Annotated in this window: 6 protein-coding genes; all 6 read right to left on the bottom strand. The window is 68.8% G+C overall.

From position 1 onward, the window contains the following. Positions 1–50: 50 nt before the first annotated feature. The 6 genes from AC0IX4_RS12865 to AC0IX4_RS12840 all read right to left on the bottom strand — a co-directional run bounded on the left by AC0IX4_RS12865 (position 51) and on the right by AC0IX4_RS12840 (position 19,513). Positions 51–13,568, bottom strand: a complete 13,518-nt coding sequence (locus tag AC0IX4_RS12865) for a non-ribosomal peptide synthetase (protein ID WP_471829201.1) — start codon at positions 13,566–13,568, stop codon at positions 51–53. A gap of 295 nt (positions 13,569–13,863) precedes the next feature. Beyond that, complete coding sequence (gene lnt, locus AC0IX4_RS12860; protein WP_471829200.1) at positions 13,864–15,417, bottom strand: apolipoprotein N-acyltransferase; 1,554 nt, start codon at positions 15,415–15,417, stop codon at positions 13,864–13,866. Beyond that, positions 15,414–17,003 (bottom strand): amidohydrolase, encoded by a 1,590-nt coding sequence (locus AC0IX4_RS12855; protein ID WP_471829199.1) that lies wholly within the window; start codon positions 17,001–17,003, stop codon positions 15,414–15,416. The genes lnt and AC0IX4_RS12855 overlap by 4 nt, the downstream gene beginning before the upstream one ends. 44 nt (positions 17,004–17,047) lie before the next feature. Beyond that, complete coding sequence (locus AC0IX4_RS12850; RefSeq protein WP_082518573.1) at positions 17,048–17,569, bottom strand: FxsA family protein; 522 nt, start codon at positions 17,567–17,569, stop codon at positions 17,048–17,050. Positions 17,570–17,667: 98 nt separating this feature from the next. Further along, entirely contained in the window at positions 17,668–18,330 is a 663-nt protein-coding gene (locus AC0IX4_RS12845; protein ID WP_042575698.1) for a response regulator, read from the bottom strand. A gap of 10 nt (positions 18,331–18,340) precedes the next feature. After that, entirely contained in the window at positions 18,341–19,513 is a 1,173-nt protein-coding gene (locus tag AC0IX4_RS12840; RefSeq protein WP_471829198.1) for a sensor histidine kinase, read from the bottom strand. Between the last annotated feature and the right edge of the window lie 12 nt (positions 19,514–19,525).

The following is a 19,525-nucleotide window of genomic DNA, read 5'->3' as shown; positions in this document are numbered from 1 at the left end:
GACAAGGGCCCCGGAGCATCCATGCTCCGGGGCCCTTTCGTGTGCGTCGGTCAGCGACCGCCGAGATGGCGGGCGACGACCGGCCCGATGACGGCGAGGGCTTCGGGGTCCGTCATCGCCGTGTGGGAGCACGGGACGGCGTAGTCGAAGATTCCGCCCGTCACGTGGCGACGCCACGCGGAGGCCGTTCGCCGCAGGTCCTTCTTGTTCACCTCGTCGTCGACGGCACTGAAGAAGAGGACATCGCACTCGGCGACACCGGGTTCGTACCCGTGCGCCAGCGTCGTCCCGTTCACGTAACCGGCGTACAGGCGCTCGAGGGTGTCGACAGTCAGTGCCGCGGCCGCGCCGCTCCGCTCGTCACCCAGCGCTGCCGCCGCGTCGGCCACCGTGAGTTCGACACCGTCGGGAAGCTCGTGACCGGTGAACTCGTGGACGAGGTCCCGCACCGACGGTGTCGATTCCAGGTACTCGTCGGCCAGCACGTAGCTGTCGAGCATCGTCAGGGTCCCGACCTTCTCCCCCACTCTCTGCAGTTCGACGGTCATCGCGTGCGCGATCAGACCGCCCAGGGACCACCCGAGCAGGTTGTACGGTCCGTGCGGCTGGATCGACCGGATCTCGCGGACGTAGTACCGAGCCAGCTCCTCCATCGTCCCGAACTCCTCGGTGCGACCCGAGATGACCGGCGACTGCAGCCCGTAGACCGGTTGATCGGCGTCGACGTGCGCCAAGAGTCCGCTGTAACTCCACGAGAGCCCGAATGCGGGGTGGATGCAGAACACGGGTGACGCGGTGCCCTGCGGGCGCAACGGCAACACCATCTCCAGTGATCCTGTCGCCGTCGCGGTCACTTCGTCGGCGGACAGGTGTGCATTCTCGTCGATCCGCTGTGCGAGCGCGGCCGGTGTCGAATCGGTGAACAACCACTGCATGGGCACCGTCGCCCCGAGTGCCTCCTCGAGCCGCGCGACGACGCGCGTGCCCACCAGCGAGGTGCCGCCGAGTTCGAAGAAGTTGTCGTCCAGTCCGACTCCGTGAGCTCCCAACACGTCCTGGTAGATCGCGCAGACAGCTCGCTCCGTCTCCGTCACGGGCTCGCGATGCTCACCGGTCACGGCGAAGACCGGGGCCGGCAGCGCACGACGATCGAGCTTCCCGACGGCCGTCAACGGCAGCTCGTCGAGCAGCGTGATCGACTGCGGAACCATGTAGGCGGGAAGTCGTTCCTGCAGGTGTCGACGCAGCGACGCGGCATCGACAGCCGAATGGCTGTGTCGCAGAACGTAGGACACCAGGGCGGTGTCCCCCGACGGGAGAACGTGGCCCATCGTGGTCGAGAAGTCGACGCCGTCGTGGGCGTCGAACGCGGCGTCGATCTCGCCCAGTTCGATGCGGAAGCCTCGGACCTTGACCTGGTGATCGGAGCGGCCCACGTAGACGAGGCTCGGGTCGGCGTCCGGTGAGAACCGCCAGCGCACCAAGTCGCCGGTGCGGTACATCCGCTCACCCGGCTTGCCGTGCGGATCGGCCACGAACCGGTCGGACGTCAAAGCGGCGCGGCCGAGATAGCCCCGAGCGAGCTCGGGCCCGGCGAGGTACAGCTCGCCGACGACACCGAAGGGCACGGGTTCGAGCTGACGGTCCAGGACCTGGGCGGCGACGCCGCGGATCGGTCCGCCGATGGTGACGGGTGCCTTCGGTTGCATCGGTGCACTGATCGTCGTGACGATCGTCGTCTCGGTAGGACCGTAGACGTTGTAGAGACGACGTCCGGGTGCCCACCGTTCCACGAGCTCGGGCGGGCACGCCTCACCTCCGACGAGGATGTGGCGCAACGACGTCGCCCGCGCCGGGTCCGCGGTGGACAGCGCCGCGGTGGTGACGAATGCGTGGGTGATCCGTTCGGAGCCCAGCAGCTCGGACAGTTCGCGGCCCCCGTACACCTCGGGCGGGGACACGACCAGTGTCGCGCCGGAACCGTAGGCGAAGAGCTGGTCCATGACCGCGGCGTCGAAACTCGGTGTGGCGAAGTGCAATACCCGTGAGGTGGCATCGACATCGAAACGATCCTGCAGTTCGCCGGCGAAGTTGGAGATGCCGCCGTGCGTGACGACGACGCCCTTGGGAACTCCCGTCGATCCCGAGGTGTAGATGACGTAGGCGGGATTCGCCAGGGACGCGGTGCCGAGCAGTTCCGCCGGGACCAGGGGTTCCGACGACGTGCCTGCCAACTCGGTGGTGATCTCGTCGTCGTCGACGACGATCCACTGTGTCGATGCCACACCGTCGAACGTCGACCGGTGCTCGAGTGTGGTGAGACCACGAGCCGCGTGCGAGTCGGTGAGCATGTGCTGCACACGGTCGACCGGGTACGTGGGGTCGACGGGCAGGAACGCGGCGCCGGCCTTCGCCACCGCGAGAACGCCGATCAGGGACGCGAACGACCGCGTCGTCCCCAGAGCGACGAGCGTCTCCGGCCCGACGCCTCGAGTGATCAGCGCGCGGGCGAGAGCATTGGACCGGCGGTCGAGGTCCTCGTAGGTCATCGACGACCCGGCGAACTCCACCGCGACGCGGTCCGGGAACCGGTGCGCGGAGCGCTCGAAGATCTCGGCGAGCGACAACCTCGGGTCGGGGTCCGTCTCCGTGCCGTGGACGGGCACCAGGCGAGCGCGCTCCGCGGTGGTCAGCATCTCGACCCGCCCGACGGTGCGGTCCGGTTCGGTGGCGAGCACCGCGAGCACGTTGACGAGACGTTCGAGCATCGCCTCGACCGTCGATGCGTCGAACAGGTCCGTCGCGTAGTCGGCCGTGACGGTCAGACCGGCAGGTGCGCGGTCGTCCGTCCGGTGATCGGTGATCGTGAACTGGATGTCGAACTTGGCGATCGCGACGTCCACCTCGGCGGCGTCGACCTGCACGTCGCCCATGTGGGCGGACGTGGGCATGTCGTCACGCAGGGAGAGCATGACCTGGAACAGCGGATGGTGGCTCGCTGTCCGCTGCGGGTGCAGGACGTCCACCAGTCGCTCGAACGGCACGTCCGGGTGTGCGAAGGCGTCGAGGTCGACACGTCGGACATGACGCATCGCGTCGACGAGCGTGGACGCGGGCGACACTGTCGTCCGGAGAACGAGGGTGTTGACGAACATGCCGACGAGTCGATCGAGCGCTTCCTCGCCGCGGCCGGCCACGGCTGTGCCGACGGTGGTGTCGAATCGACCGGCAAGGCGTCCGAGGACGATCGCGAGTGCGGTGTGCACGGCGATGAACAGCGTCGAGTTCTCGCCCCGTGCGAGGTCGAGCAGACGGCGATGGGTGTCCGCGCCGACGGCAGCGGATGCCGTCGCACCGCGATAGGACGGTGTACCCGGTCGTGGACGATCCGTCGGGATGTCGATGCGGTCCGGCGCGCCGGACAGCGCGGACGTCCAGTAGGCCAGTTGGGAGGACAGCAGGCTGGTCGGATCGGAGTCGGATCCGAGTCGATCACGTTGCCACAGAGCGTAATCGGCGTACTGGACCGGAAGAGCGTCCGCCGTCGGCGGGTGCCCATGCGTCCGTGCGGAGTAGGCCGTCATCATGTCGGCGGCGAGGGGGGCCAACGACCATCCGTCGGCGGCGATGTGGTGCAGCGTGACGACGAGTACGTGAGTCACCTCGTCGATCTCGAACAGTCGCACCCGCAGCGGGGCCTCGGTCGTGACGTCGAATCCACCCGAAGCGGACGCGACGACCGAGGCGGTGACGTCGTTCTCGGTGATCGTGACCGGGTCCAGTCGTACCGACACCTCGTCCGGTGACAGCACGACCTGGTGCGGACCGGCAGCCGAATCCGGGTAAACCGTGCGCAGGATCTCGTGGCGCTCCACGAGGTCGTTCAGGGACATCTCCAGCGCACCGACGTCCAGCGGTCCTGTCAGTCGGACGGCGAACGGAACGTTGTAGGCACCCGATGTCGCGTCGAAGCGGTTGAGGAACCACAGACGCTGCTGCGCCGAGGAGAGCGGCACGACATCCGGACGGGGACCGGCCTGCAGGACCGGGCCGACCGATGCGGCCAGCGTGCCGATGTGCGCAGCGAGCGCGGCCACCGTCGTGTGCTCGAAGAGAGCGCGGACCGGGACACGAACTCCCAGCTCGGATCCGAGCCGCGATGCCACTCGGGTGGCGAGCAGCGAATTGCCGCCGAGCTCGAAGAAGCTGTCGCCGCGGCCGACCGGCTCACCGGTACCGAGTACGTCGGACACGACATCGGCGACGGTGCGCTCGAGGTCCGTTGCGGGCGCCTCGTGCACCGTGGTGGACGCGGTAACGGACGGAACCGGCAGGGCGCGCACGTCGAGCTTGCCGACCGGGGTCAGAGGGATTCTCTCCAGTGTGGTGAGCGACGCGGGGACCATGTGGGCCGGTAGGACAGCTCGGACCGTGTCCAGCGTTGCGTCCGTGTCGATGTCGGAGCCGGCCGACGCAACGACGTAGGAGGCCAGGGAGCGCTGACCGGCCTCGTCGGTGTGGACGATCGTGTGGGCGAACCCGACGCTCTCGACGCTGGTCAGGGCAGCGTCGATCTCGCCGAGTTCGATGCGGAACCCACGGATCTTGACCTGGGTGTCGCTGCGCCCGACGAAGTCGAGAGTTCCGTCGGCGGTCCAGCGGACCACGTCGCCGGTGCGATACATCCGCTCCCCCGGCGCCCCGAACGGATCGGCGACGAAGCGGCTCGAGGTGAGCGAGGTGCGTGCGAGGTAGCCGCGCGCCACCCCGACACCGGAGAGGTACAGCTCTCCGGTGACCCCGACGGGGACCGGATGCATGCGGGCGTCGAGGACGATCGCCCGCACACCGTCGATGGGTGAGCCGATCGTGACGGGAGCGTCGGCACGCAGCGAGGCGACCGCGGCGACGATCGTCGCCTCGGTGGGCCCGTAGCCGTTGAACATGGACCGTCCGACCGACCAGCGTCGCACCAGATCGGCCGAGCAGGCATCGCCGCCGACCACGACCGTTGCGAGGGTGGGCAGCGATCCGGGGGCGACGTCGACCGTCGCCAGTGCAGCGGGTGTCACGAAGGCGTGGGTCACCTGCTCGCGGTCGACCAGCTCGGCGAACTCCTCACCGCCGTAGACGTCGGTGGGAGCGACGACCATCGTCGACCCGGCGCCGAGGGCCATCAGCAGTTCCAGCACCGATGCGTCGAAGCTCGGCGACGCGAAGTGCAACGTCCGAGAGGACTCGGTGATGCCGAATCGTCGACGCTGGACGTCGGCGAAATTGGACAGGCCGCGATGAGTGACCGCCACACCCTTCGGGCGACCGGTCGAACCCGAGGTGAAGATCACGTACGCCGGGTGATCGAGCCGCACCGGGCTGATCCTGTCGTCGTCGGTGACGGGGTCGGCTGATCGGCTCTCGATGTCGGCGACGCTGTCCGCGTCGTCGAGCAGAACCCAGTCCACCGGCGTCGCCGTGTCGTCCGGACGATCGGAGGAGACGGTGATGCCGAGGGCGGCGCCGCTGTCGGCCAGCATGTGCGCAACTCGATCCGCCGGGTAGCGAGGATCCACGGGGACCCACGCCGCACCGGTCTTCGCCACTGCGATCATCGCTGCGACGGACTCGAGCGAGCGGCCGAGTGCGATGGCCACGACGGACTCGGGGCCGGCGCCGCGGTCGATCAGCAACCGTGCGAGGCGGGAGGTGGACGTGTCCAGTCCCGCGTACGTCAGGGCGCGTCGTGCCGACGGATCGGTTCCGTGCGAACGGTCGTGCACCACGGCCACGGTGTCGGGATGTTCGCGGACCGCCGTGGTCCACAGGTCCGGAAGCGACACGGCCGCGGCGGGAGCGTCGCCGACACGGTGCGTCAGGTCGACCGTCTCGTCGTGCGAGAGCATGGCGATGTCGCCGACTGCCGACTCCGGGTGCTCCGACACGCGACCCAGCACCGCCGAGAACCGACGGGAGAAGGCCTCGATCGTGCTGTGCTCGTACAGGTCTCGCGTGTAGGTGACGCGGAAGCGCCAGGACCGCTCCCCGGCGTCGGACACGCTCTCGACGACGGCGAGCTCGACGTCGAACTTGCTGCGCTGCAGATCGATCTCGGAGGCGGTGACGGTGAGATCGTCGAGTGAACCCGACGTGGCGCCGTCGCTCTGGAATGCCAGAACGACCTGCACGAGCGGATGTCGACCACCCGCGCGGGACGGTGAGACGGCGTCGACGATGCGCTCGAACGGCAGATCGGCATGCGCGAACGCGTCCAGGTCCACGCCGCGGACGCGACGCAGTACCTCGGCGAAGGTGTCCGCGGGAGACACGTCCGACCGGAGAACGAGCGTGCCGACGAACATGCCGACCAGCTCGTCGAGAGCCGAGTCACGACGGCCGGCGATCGGGGTTCCGATGACGACGTCGCGGGTGTCCGCGAGACGCGCGAGCACGACGGCGAGCACGGCGTGCATCGCCATGAACACCGTGCTGCCGTTCCGGTCGGCCACCTCGGCCAGGCGAGAGACGACGGCAGGCTCCACGGCGAACTCGTGGGTGCCCGCCGTGTGCGTCGGAATCGCGGGACGCACATGGTCACCGGGCAGCGTGCACTCGTCGGGCAGGTCGTCGAGCGTCGAGGCCCAGAACGCCAGTTCCGTTGCGGCGCGGCTGGACTCGTCGGTCTCGTCACCCAGCATCGCGCGCTGCCACAGGGTGAAGTCGGTGTACTGCACCGGAAGTGGAGTCCACTCGGGAGCGTGTCCGCGGGTGCGGGCCGAGTACGCACCCATCACGTCGCGTGTCAGAGGTCCGAGCGACCATCCGTCGGCGGCGATGTGGTGCAGCACGAAGCCGAGGACGTGTTCGGTCTCGGACACCGACAGCAGGATGACGCGCAGCGGTGTCTCGACGGTGAGGTCGAAGCCGCGTCGGGCGAACGACATCAGGGCGTCCTGCACGGCACCGGCCGAGGTGGGCGCAGGATCCAGATCGAACGGTTCCGAGGACCGGACGACCTGGTGCGGGCCGTCGTGGCTCTCGGGGAACACCGTGCGCAGTGTCTCGTGGCGGGCCACGACGTCCGTCAGCGCGGCCTGCATCGCGCCGATGTCCAACGGCCCGTCGAGGGTCACGGAGAACGAGATGTTGTAGGCGTCCGAGGTCGGGTCGAACCGGTTCAGGAACCACAGGCGCTGTTGGGGCAATGACAAGGGAATCAGGGCCGGACGGTCGATCGGCGCGACCGCGACCAGGGGCACCCGACGAGCGGTGCCGGTCTCGGCATCGAGACGCGCGGCGAGTTCGCCGACGGTCGGAGCCTCGAAGACGGTGCGGACCTCGACATCGCGCTCGAGCGACGCGGCGAGTGCGGACGCGACGCGGGTGGCCATGAGCGAGTTGCCGCCCGATTCGAAGAAGTTGTCGTCGAGACCGATCCGGGCTGCCCCCAGAACGTCGACGAACGCGCGTGCGACAGCGAATTCCGTTGCCGTCCGCGGCTCCCGATACGTCGACGACACATCGAGGGCCGGCGTGGGGAGCGCGGTGCGATCCACCTTGCCGGAACGTGTGAGCGGAACGTCGTCGAGAACGACGACGGCGGAGGGAACCATGTAGGCGGGCAGCGAGGCACGGACGTGCTCGGTCAGCGTCGCGACGGACGGAGCGCCCTGCACCGTCACGTAGGAGACGAGGTGCGCGTCGGCGGAATCCCCGGCCACCACGGTCACGGAGAAGTCCACGTCCTGATGGCGCTGCAACGTGGCGTCGATCTCGGCGAGCTCGATACGGTGACCACGAATCTTGACCTGGTCGTCGGCGCGCCCGCGGAACGCCAGATGGGTGCCGTGCGCGGTCGCCGACGCGACGACGACGTCGCCCGTGCGGTACATGCGGTCGCCGTCGGATCCGAAGGGGTCGGCGACGAAGCGTGAGGAAGTCAGGGCGAGCTGACCCAGGTAGCCGCGGGCCAGCGCCGGGCCGCTGAGATAGAGCTCTCCCCTGGCTCCGGCAACCACGGGGCGCAGACGACGGTCCAGAACTCGGACGTTCACGCCGCGGCGCGGTGCGCCGATGGTGACCGGCTCACCGGGACGCATCGGCGGTGTGAGTGTCGCGACGACCGTGGCCTCCGACGGGCCGTACAGGTTGAGCATCCGACGATTCGGAGCCCACCGGTCGACCAGGGCCGGCGGGCACACGTCGCCGCCGACACCGACGAAACGGAGATCGACGAGGTCCGACGAGTCGACGGTCTCGAGGGCAGCCGGTGTGACGAACGCGTGTGTCACCCGCTGATCGCGGAGCAGACGGGTGAGCGCGTCGCCACCGAAGACGTCGGTTCCCGCCACGACGACCGTCGCCCCGGCGGCGAACCCCATGAGCAGTTCGAGCACCGACGCGTCGAAGCTGGGTGACGCGAAATGCAAAGTGCGCGATGAGGAATCGAGGTCGTAGCTGGACACCTGTTCACGGGCGAAGTCGGCGAGGCCGCGATGCGGCACCACGACGGCTTTCGGTCGGCCCGTCGAGCCGGAGGTGAAGATCAGGTATGCGGGGTTCTCGGGCCGGACGGGCACGGGCAGTGTGACGACAGGAGCGTCGTCATGACCGTCGACGCCGATCCACCGCACCGTGCCCGGCAGATCCACGTCGGCCGACGCGATGCCCAGAGTCGAACCGGCGTCGTCGAGCATCGCCCTGATGCGGTCGGACGGGTAGCGAGGATCGACGGGGAGGAACGCTGCTCCGGACTTGGCCACTGCCCAGGTCGCGACGATCGACTCGACGGAACGTTCGATGCAGATCGGCACGATCGACTCCGGGCCGGCGCCGTGAGCGACGAGCGTGTGGGCCAGTCGATCGGACGCGGCGTCGATGTCGCCGTACGTGTAGGTCGCGTCGGCGGTCACGACGGCGGTCGCCGCCGGATCGCGACGAGCGGCCGAGACCAGGATGTCGGCGAGCGACGCCGTCGGTCCCGGTGCGGCGCCGGGCACGATCGTCGTCACGTCGGTCGATGCGGCGATGTCGATGTCTCCGACCGCGGTGGCAGGTTCGGCGGCGACGGCGTGTAGCACGGAGAGCAGCCGATCGGACATCGACTCGATCGTGCGCGCGTCGAACAGATCGCGGGCGAACCCGAACCTCGCGTCGAGTCCGCCCGGCCGACCGTCCGGCGTCGTGCGCTCGGACAGTTGCAGGGTGAGGTCGAACTTGGCCGTGTCCGAGGCGATCTCGCCCACCTCGACGACCAGTCCGGCCATCTCCACTCGCACGGGCTCGAGGTTCTCGAAGGACAGGACGACCTGGAACAACGGGTGGCGCGACGTGGAACGCTCGGGTGCGACAGCGTCGACGATCCGCTCGAACGGGACGTCGGCGCGGGCGAACGCCTCGAGGTCGTTGTCGCGGACCTCGCGGAGCAGATCGGCGAACGGCACGTGCGGGGCCGGCGTCGACCGCAGGACGAGGGTGTTGACGAACATGCCCACGAGGGGGTCCAGTGCGCGGTCGCCTCGGCCGGCAATGGGCGATCCGACGGCGACGTCGTCGACGTCGGCGAGTCGCCCGAGCAGTACCGAGAGTGCAGCGTGCACGACCATGAACAGGCTGGCCGAGGCGTCGGTGGCGAGTCCGACGAGCTGTGTGTGCACGTCGGCGTCGATGGTGAAGTCGTGGGTTCCGCCCAGGTACGACGGTGTCGCGGGTCGCGGGCGATCCGTGGGCAGATCCAGGACGTCGGGCAGGCCGGCGAGACGCGTCGTCCAGTAGTCGATCTGTGTGCTCAGGATGCTCGTCGGGTCGTCCTCGGACCCCAGGACCTGGTGCTGCCACATGCTGAAGTCGGCGTACTGGACGTCGAGGTGGGCCCACTGCGGCTCGCCCCCGGCGCGGCGTGCGGCGTAGGCAGTCATGACGTCGGTGGCCAGAGGGCCGAAGGAGAAGCCGTCGGACGCGATGTGATGCAGCACGACGGCGAGGGTGTGGCCGGTATCCGAGGTGCGGAACAGTCGGACACGGACCGGATGCTCGCGCGTGACGTCGAAACCGCGTGATGCGAACGCGCGCAGCGCATCCCCGAGTGCCGCAGGATCGACTGCCACGGACGTCAGGTCGTGGTCCGCCGGTTCCTGCACCAGCTGACGAGGTCCGTCGGCCGAATCGGGGAAGATCGTCCGGAGGGTCTCGTGGCGACCCAGGACGTCGCGCAGCGCGCTCTCGAGGGCTGCGGTGTCGAGGTCGCCGTCGAGGGTGATCGCGAACGGCATGTTGTAGGCCGGCGACGCCGCGTCGAAACGGTTGAGGAACCACAGGCGCTGCTGAGCCAGCGACAGGGGGATGTGATCGGGACGCGGAAGCGGCACCAGGGGCGCACGAGTCGTGGACACGGGTGCGTGCGCGACGCGGTCGGCGAGGCGTGCGACGGTCGGCGCTTCGAAGAGATCCTTGATGCCGATGTCCGCACCCAGTTCGGCGCTCAACCGGGAGACGACGCGCGTTGCCAGCAGCGAGTTGCCGCCGATGTCGAAGAAGCTGTCGTGGACTCCCGGCACGGGCACGTCCAGGACCTCGGCGATGGTGTCGGCGATGCGGCGCTCGACCGCGGTACGCGGGGCCACCGACGGCACGTCGGACTGGCGACGGACCGGCTCCGGCAGCGCCTTGCGATCGACCTTGCCGTTGGCGCTGAGGGGAAGTTCCGGAAGAACGATCAGCAGAGACGGCACCATGTACGACGGAAGTCGTTGTCCCACAGTCGACGTGACGTCGGAGACATCGACGGACCCGGTCGGGGCACCCGGCTCGGATGCCACGTAGGCGACGAGTGCGGTTTCCCCGCGCTCGTCGACGTGCGCGACCGCGACAGCGTGATGCACGGACGGATGCGCCACCAGGGCGGCTTCGACATCGCCGAGTTCGATGCGGAGACCGCGGATCTTGACCTGGAAGTCGGTGCGCCCGAGGTATTCCACGGCTCCGTCCGCGCGCCAGCGCGCAAGGTCGCCGGTGCGGTACATCCGGCTGCCCTCGCCGGCCAGGGGCGATGCGACGAAGCGGTCGGCCGTCAGGTCGGGTCGGCCGACGTAGCCGCGGGCGAGTTGCTCACCCGCGAGGTACAGCTCACCCGCGGTGCCGACGGGCACGGGTTCGAGGCGGGCGTCGAGGATGTGGAGTGCGGTGTTCCAGACCGGGCGACCGATCGGCACGGTGACGCGATCGGCGTCGGTGACCTGCTGGTAGGTGACGTCGACCGCGGCTTCGGTCGGCCCGTACAGGTTGTGCAGCGCAGCCGATGTCAGGGCCCGGAACGCCGAGGCGGTTTCCGCCGGGAGGGCCTCGCCGCTGCAGAACACCAGCCGCAGCGTCTCGACGGAGCCGGCACCGGCGGCCTTCAGTTCGGCGGTGAAGGCGCCGAGCATCGAGGGCACGAAGTGGGCGGTGGTGATGCCCGCGTCGGCGATGACCCGGGCGAGGTAGCGCGGATCACGGTGACCGTCGGGTTCGGCGACGACGAGTCGTGCTCCCACCTGCAACGGCCAGAAGAACTCCCACACGGAGACATCGAACGTCGCGGGTGTCTTCTGCAGGACCGCGTCCCCGGAGTGCAGTCCGTACTCGTCCTGCATCCACAGCAGCCGGTTGACGATCGCCTGGTGGGACACGCCCACACCCTTGGGACGACCGGTGGACCCCGAGGTGAAGATGACGTAGGCCAGTGACTCGGGAAGCAGCGACCCCGTGCGCTCGTCGTCCGTGACGGGCGAACTGTCGACGCCGGCCAGGTCGAGAGTGTCGACGTCGACTCGGACAGCCGTTTCCGGCAGGTCGACGCCCTGCGTGGACACTGTGAGCACGGCTGTCGGGCGAGCGGTGTCGAGGACGTGCTCGAGCCGCTCGACAGGATGATCGGGGTCGAGAGGTACGTACGCTCCCCCGGCTTCGGTGATCGCGTACAGGGCGACGACCAGGTCGATCGACCGGTGCATCGCGACGCCGACCAGCGAGTCTGGACCCACTCCACGAGCGATGAGAGCCCGTGCCAGGCGCGACGAACGTCGCTTCAGCTCCGCGTAGTCGATGCTCTCGCCGCGGAACTCGAGTGCCGCGGCGTCCGGAGTGCGGCGCACCTGTGCGTCGAACAGATCCGTGAGAGTGGTGTGCGGAACGTCGACGTCCGTCGCGTTGAACTCCGTGACCACCTGCTCGTATTCGTCGGGCAGGATGACGTCGAGTCCGGAGACGCGGGTACGCGCGCCACGGCCGATGAAGTTCTCGAAGAACGCCATGTAGCGGCGATGGTGCGCTACGAGCGTCGCCTCGTCGTACAGCGCCGGGTTGGCCTCGAAGTCGATGTTCAGGCTGTTGCCGCCACCGCTGTTGTAGACGTTGAAGGTGAGGTCTTCGATCGGCCCGCTCGAGAGCAGGTGCAACCGGCCCACCAGGTCTCCCAGACCCACGGTCCAGTCGAACAGCATGATGTTGACCATCGGCCCGAAGAATCCACGGTGCATCGTCGAGCTGCCGTGATCGCGTCGGATGTCCTCGTGGCGGTACTTCTGGTGGCGCAGTGCGCCGGTGATCTCGAGCGTCACCGACGACACCAGGTCGCCCAGGTTCGTCTCCGGTGTGATGTGGATGCGGATCGGGACGACGTTGGAGACCATGCCGCCCGAGCGGCGCAGCGCTGCGGTGGTGCGCACCGAGACCGGGAGGCTCAGGACCACGTCCCGGCGGCCGGTGATGCGATGCAGGTATGCCGCGAACGACGCTGCGACCACCGCGGCGGCGCTGGCTTCGAACCGCGCCTCCGCAGCGGTCAGCATCTCACCGACCTCGTCGCCGAGGAATCCGTTGATGCGGCGGCGAGAAGGCATGGCTGACGACGTCCGATCAGCGAGGCCGAAGGAGTCGGGCAGACCGGCGAGCTTGTCCTTCCAGAACTCCCGGTCCGTCTCGAAGCGCGTCGACGATCGGTACGTGCGCTCGGCTGCGTACAGCGCCGACAGGTCGCCCGCCTTGCTGTCGGGGGTGTCGACGCCGGCCGATTCGTTGGTGTAGAGCTCGGCCACGCGCTTCATGGCGGTCACGGCGCCGTAACCGTCGCCGGCGATGTGGTGCATGCGGGTGTACCAGAAGTAACGGTGATCCTCGACGCGGAACACCACGTTGACGGTCAGAGGATCGCGGTCCAGGTCGACGGGGTTCTTCATCTCGTCCTGCATCCACTGCAGGGCGGACGCGACGGGGTCGGCCTCGGCGCGGAAGTCGAGGCGGGTGGTCCTGACGGTCGCCGCGGGATCGATCACCTGATAGGGCTGGCCGTCGATCTCGACGAGCCTGATCTGACCGGACTGCAGCTCGGCGGCGGCGATCGCGCCGACCCTCTCGAGCAGGTCGATGTCGAAATCGCCCTGCACATCGACGTACTGCGCTACGGTCAGAGGAACTTCGGGCGCAAGCTTCTGCGCGAACCACAGGCTCGCCTGGGCCGGCGACAGCGGAAAAGGCTCCGATGCGGTCGAGATGTTGCGATGGTCGTCGGTGCGCTGGGCGTTGTCCGCGGACGTCATGGTAGCTCCCGTTAGCTCGTCGGTCCCGTACCGAGACGACGCACACCTACCACCGAACAAAAGCATGAACTAGCCGACGACGAGGCAGACGCATCTGCCGCTCGTAGCGTGTATGTGTGACTTCCGGTGTCCCCGACCGTGGTCGCACTCATGTCAGATCAAACTGTGTAGCTCTGTGCCGAGCCTTGTATGTGGCATTCGCTCAACCGCATCTTGTGGATGGGTGAGACTTACCAGTATCTCGCAAAAGGACCACAAAACGTTACAAGAATGGTGGTGACGAACCACCAAAGCGTCACGACGACTGCGCTGACCGCACAGTTCGGTGTCGACGGTTGATTACAGTGGCGCCGATCACGCCCGCAGCACCGAGCGCGACAAGTATCCACTCCGGAATCGGTCCGAGTCGGGTAGCCATTGTGGTCTCGGTGCGCAGGCCTACCGTGGACACCAGGTAGCTGGCGTCGAACAGCTCCGTCCGCGACGTCACGGACCCGTTCGGGGCGATGATCGCGCTGACCCCGCTGGTCGCGGCGACGATGACGGATCGGGAGTGCTCGACCGCGCGAACGCGGGACATGGCGAGCTGTTGGTAGGTCATCTCGGTGTCGCCGAAGGTCGCATTGTTCGTGGGGACCGCCAGGATCTGCGCGCCCGCGCGCACGGCCTCCGTCGGTGCTCGGTCGAAGGCCACCTCGTAACACGTCGCGACGCCGACGGCGAGGGCGATCTCGTCCCTCCCGGCACCTGCGGCCACGTGTACGACACCGTCACCGTCGCCGGGCACGAAGTTGCCGGCGGAGTCCGCATAGGAGGAGAAGAGTCGGAAGAAGCTGCGATACGGCAGGTATTCGCCGAAGGGCTGCACGATCTTCTTGTCGTGTCGTTCGCCCGGTCCGGCCGTCCCGTCCCATGCGATCACAGTGTTGGTCGACGTCCCGTCGGCGTTGGCGAGTACGGCGCCCACCAGGATCGGCGCGCCGATACGCACCGACGCGGCCGTGATGTCGGCGGCTGCCGTGCTGTCGCGGGTGGGGTCGACGTCGGATGCGTTCTCCGGCCAGATCACGACGTCGGGCTTCGGCGCGCGGCCGGCGTCGACGTCCTCCGCCAGTCTGACGGTTTCCTTCACGTGGTTCTCGAGCACCTGGCGCCGCTGCGCGTTGAAGTCGAGACCCAGACGCGGCACACTCCCTTGGATCGCGGCAATCGTGATGGTGCTGTCGCCGTCCTGCGGACCGGCGAGACCCGGGCGCAGGGCGAGTGCGACGACCGGACCGACCGCCGCCAGCACGACGAGTCCGAGGACCGCGAGAGTGCTGCGCGATCGCGCCGCCCTCCACGCCAGTGCCAGGCACATCCCGATCAGCGCCACCGCGGCACTGAGCAGAGGTGCCCCGCCGACGGATGCGAGCGGAAGAAGCACCGACTCGGACTGGCCGAAAGCCAATCGGCCCCAGGGGAACCCGCCGAACGGCACGGTGCTGCGCAACCACTCGACGGCGGAGAACACCGCGGTCAGCCACAGCGCCGCGAACGGCAGCCGGGACACCACGACTCCGGCCACCCCGAACAACCCCAGGAACAGTGACTCCGCGGTGGCGAGCGCGATCCACGGCAGTGGACCCACGTACACACCGATCCACGGAAGAAGTGGGAGGAAGAAGCCGAGTCCGAACGCGAGGCCGTAGAGGAAGCCACCCTTCTTGGACACATCCTTCTCGGTGAGCACGTACCCGATCAGGGCCAGCGCGACCGGGGCGAGGAACCACAGTGGGCGCGGCGGGAACGATGCGAACAGCAGGGCGCCCGCTCCTGCGGACAGCAGGAGCCGCGCGAGGGCGATCACGCTCGGAACACCGTGCTGCCGCGGTGGACCGTCTGCAGACACGTCGGATCCGGCGTGTCCGCATCGAGACGCGGAAGGGCGGGAACGCGTGAGCGCGGGTCGGTCGACCACCGCTGGACGGTGTCGCTGGGCGCGCTGACCACGAGCTCGCCCGCCTCCCACACCGCATAGCTGGCGGGTGCACCGGGCACCAATGTTCCGGCGAGCCCGTCCCGGACGCCGCCGGCACGCCACGCTCCACGCGTCGCGGCCGAGAACGCGGCACGTGGGGAGATGGCACTACCGGGTGTGCGATGAGACATGGCGGCGCGGACGCCGCGCCACGGCTCGAGCGGAGTGACCGGCGAATCGGATCCGATGGCCAGGGACACTCCCGCCGACGCCATCATCGCGAGCGGGTTGAGGGCGAGTGCGCGGTCGCGACCGAGTCGCGCGCTGTACAACCCGCTCTCGCCGCCCCAGTACGCGTCGAACACCGGCTGAACGCTGACGATGACGCCCCACGACGACAGCTTCGCGGCCTGCTCCTCGGTGACCATCTCGATGTGTTCGAGTCGGTGCCCTCGCGACGCCACCGCGGGCCCGCCGAGCTCGGCGACGACGCGACCGAAGGCCTCGACCACCGCATCGGTGGCTGCATCGCCGATGACGTGGAAGCCGGCCTGGATCTTCGCCTGCGTGCAGGCCGAGACGTGCGCCGCGATCGCGTCGACGTCCAGGTACGAGCGACCGCATCCCTCGTGATCCGCGTAGGGCTGATTCAGCCACGCGGTGTGCGAGCCGATCGATCCGTCGACGAAGAGATCGCCGCCCAGAGCGTGTGCTCCCGTCGCGGCGAGCAGATCCCGCGCGCCGTCGGCTGTCGTGACGGCCTCGCCCCAGTACCCGCGGACCTCGACGCCGTGCTCGAGGGCCAGCAGTTCCGCCATGTCGGTGCGACCGGAGATGTCCGGGCCCGCGCACTCGTGCACCGCGGCCACACCGTGAGCGGCCGCGTGATCGAGAGCCGCGATACGGGCCCGCTGACGACCGGCAGGACTCAGGAGTTCGAGTGCCGTGGTCCGCGCGGCATGGTGAGCCTCGGCGATCAACGGCAACTCCGGATCGGCCCCCACCACGTCGTCACCGGACGCACGCCGGAGCACGGTCGAGCACGCCGCGGAATGCGCATCGATGCGGGACAGGTAGATCGCTCGGCCGGGTGCCGCGTCGTCGAGTTCGCTGGTCGTCGGTGCCCGGCCTTCGGGCCAGGCCGACTCGTCCCAGTTCTGGCCCCAGACGAGGGCACCGGGCTCGCGGGCGGCGTACTCGGACACTGCTCGCAGGCAGTCGGCGAGGGAGCGGGTGTCCGTCAGGTCGAGGCCGATCAGCGCGAGTCCCGTTGCCGTGGTGTGGACGTGGGTGTCGACGAAGGCGGGGGTCACGAAGGCGCCGTCCAGGTCGACAACCTCGGCACCCGGGTGAAGAGCGAGGCCCGGACGGTCCTCCCCCACCCAGGCCACGACGCCGTCCGTGACGGCCATGGCTGTCGCATCGGGAGCGAACGGACTGTAGATGCGTCCGCCTACCAGCAGTTGCGTACTCACCGACGCCAGTGTGCCCGGTGCTCGCGCCGCGCTGTCCGGCCGGGTCAGCGTTCGTCGCGGCCGGTTGTGCCGTCGATCACCTGGAAGGTCTGGGGCGGTGTCCGCCGGGGGTCTTCCTGGACCACGTCACCGTCGATGACCACGTGACCCGCGGAGAATCCGCGAGGGCCGAAGGCTCCGGGTGGGAAGGCGCGACCGGAGGCGACTGCCGTCTCGACGCGCTTCGCGGCCGACCGGGCGATGATCGGACGCAGCGCGGCGCGGGTCAGCGGGATCATCAACAGCAGACCCAGCACGCTGGACACCAGACCGGGGATTGTCAGCAGCACCGACCCGAGCGCGACCAGTGCGCCGTCCGCGACGGCTCCACCGGGTGAGCGCCGACCCGCGTTGGCCGACCGGAGTTCCGAGAGCACCCTCCTGCCCTGGGAACGGATGCTGACCAGTCCGACGGCCGACAGCGCGATGACCGCGAACACGGTCCACAGGATGCCGACCGTCGAGGCCAGCCACACGAGGGCGCTGATCTCGACGACGAGGTAGAGGAAGAAGTAGAGCAGGGGCATCGTGGGAGTCCTTTCGGCGACTGGTCGAACCCGTCTTGCCTGTCCAACGGTCGAGGGCCTGCTTTTTCTCCCCGGCTCGGACTCGGTCCGATAACGGCTCAGGCGCCGGGCGTGACGAGGCCGAGCTCGTAGGCCAGTACCACTGCTTGCACACGGTCCCGCAGGCCCAGCTTGGTGAGCACGCGTCCGACGTGAGTCTTGACCGTGGCCTCGGACAGGAACAGGTGTGCCGCGATCTCGGCGTTGGAGTTCCCGGCCGCGATGAGCAAGAGGACCTCACGTTCGCGGTCGGTCAACGATTCGACCTCCGCAGACGTGCCCGCCGTGGTCCGCCGCTCTCCGTCGACCATCCGGGAGATCAAGCGTCGGGTGACGCGCGGCGACACCACGGCGTCGCCCGCGGCGACACTGCGGACGGCGGACACCAGATCCTCCGGCGGAGTGTCCTTGAGCAGGAATCCGCTGGCCCCGGCACGGAGCGCACCCAGGGCGTGCTCGTCGAGGTCGAAGGTCGTCATCACGATGACCCGCACACCGGGTTGCGACGCGATGATGCGCTCCGTCGCCGACACTCCGTCGATGCCGGGCATCCGGACGTCCATCAGGACCACGTCGGGGCGGAGCCGAGCCGCGGCGGCGATCGCCGAGGCACCGTCCGCAGCCTCCCCCACCACGTCGATGTCGGTCTGGGCGCCGAGAACCATCGACAAGCCCATGCGCATCAGTTCCTGATCGTCGACGAGGAGCACCGAGATGGACACGGGTGACAACCTAACGGTCGAAGGCCACCTGATCGACCGGAAGTGTCGCGGCGACGCGCCACCGCCCGTCGGGCAACGGGCCGGCGCGGAGCTCACCACCGAGGACGGCGACCCGCTCGCGCATGCCGATCACGCCGAACCCGGAGCTTTCGTGGATGTCGCGGACCGGGGAGTCGCCCTCGGACGAGTTGACGACCGACACGGTCACCGCGCCCGGTTCACGCCGCACGGCCACCGCTGCGCGCGGTCGTTCTCCGCCGTGCCGCAGAACGTTGGTCAGGGACTCCTGCACCAGCCGATGTACGCCGAGCGAGACCGCGGGTGGGAGGTCGTCGAGTTCCCCCGTCTGTTCGATGGACACGCGCAACCCGGCGGCGCGCATCATCTCCACGATCTTCGCCAGCGCCGCGGTGCCGTACTCGGGATGCGACTCGGAACTGTCGTCGGTGCGCAGCAGCGACACCGTCCGACGGAGTTCCGTCAGCGCGGTGCGCCCGGTGGCGGAGATGTTCGCGAGCGCGGCCTCGGCACGGTCCGGGTCGGACCGCAGCGCGTACGACGCTCCGTCCGCCTGCACGATCATGACGCTCACCGCATGCGCGACGACGTCGTGCAGTTCGCGGGCGATACGGGTGCGCTCAGCGGAGACCGCGTCGACTGCTCGTCGATCGCGGTCCGACTCCGCGACCGCGAGTCGCGCCCGAACCTCCATGACGTAGGCGCGGCGAGTCCCGAGGAACTCCGCCGTGATGTAGGCCAGGGCGTAGAGCAGAACGAAGAAGATCGTGGAGGTCCAGTCGGACCCGAGCACGAGTCGCACGACGACGATGTCGGCCGCGAGGCCCATCGCGAAGAGCAGGGTCGTGCGCCGGTCGGTGTACACGGCCAGCGTGTAGAGCATAACCACGAAGCCGAGCTGCCCGGGCGGGAGCGTGCGTGGTTCCTCCGATGCCCACACCATCAGTGTCGCGACCTGGCCGAGTGCGAGCGCAGTCCAGGCGGCGGCCACCGGGTAGCGGCGGCGCCAGGCGATCGGCGTGGACACGGCGACCGCCATCGCCACGTAGACGAGCGGTTGTCGCACGGCTGCGACGGCCGTCAGTTCGATGAGGAAGAGTGACACCGCCAGCGCACAGTCGACCGCGAACGGACGGTCGCGGAGCCACTCACTGAATCGGCGCATCGTGGGTGAATC

This window comes from Rhodococcus sp. AC861 (assembly GCF_979256035.1).
The sequence above is the reverse complement of the archived record's forward strand: the minus strand, read 5'-3'. Positions and strand labels throughout refer to the sequence as shown.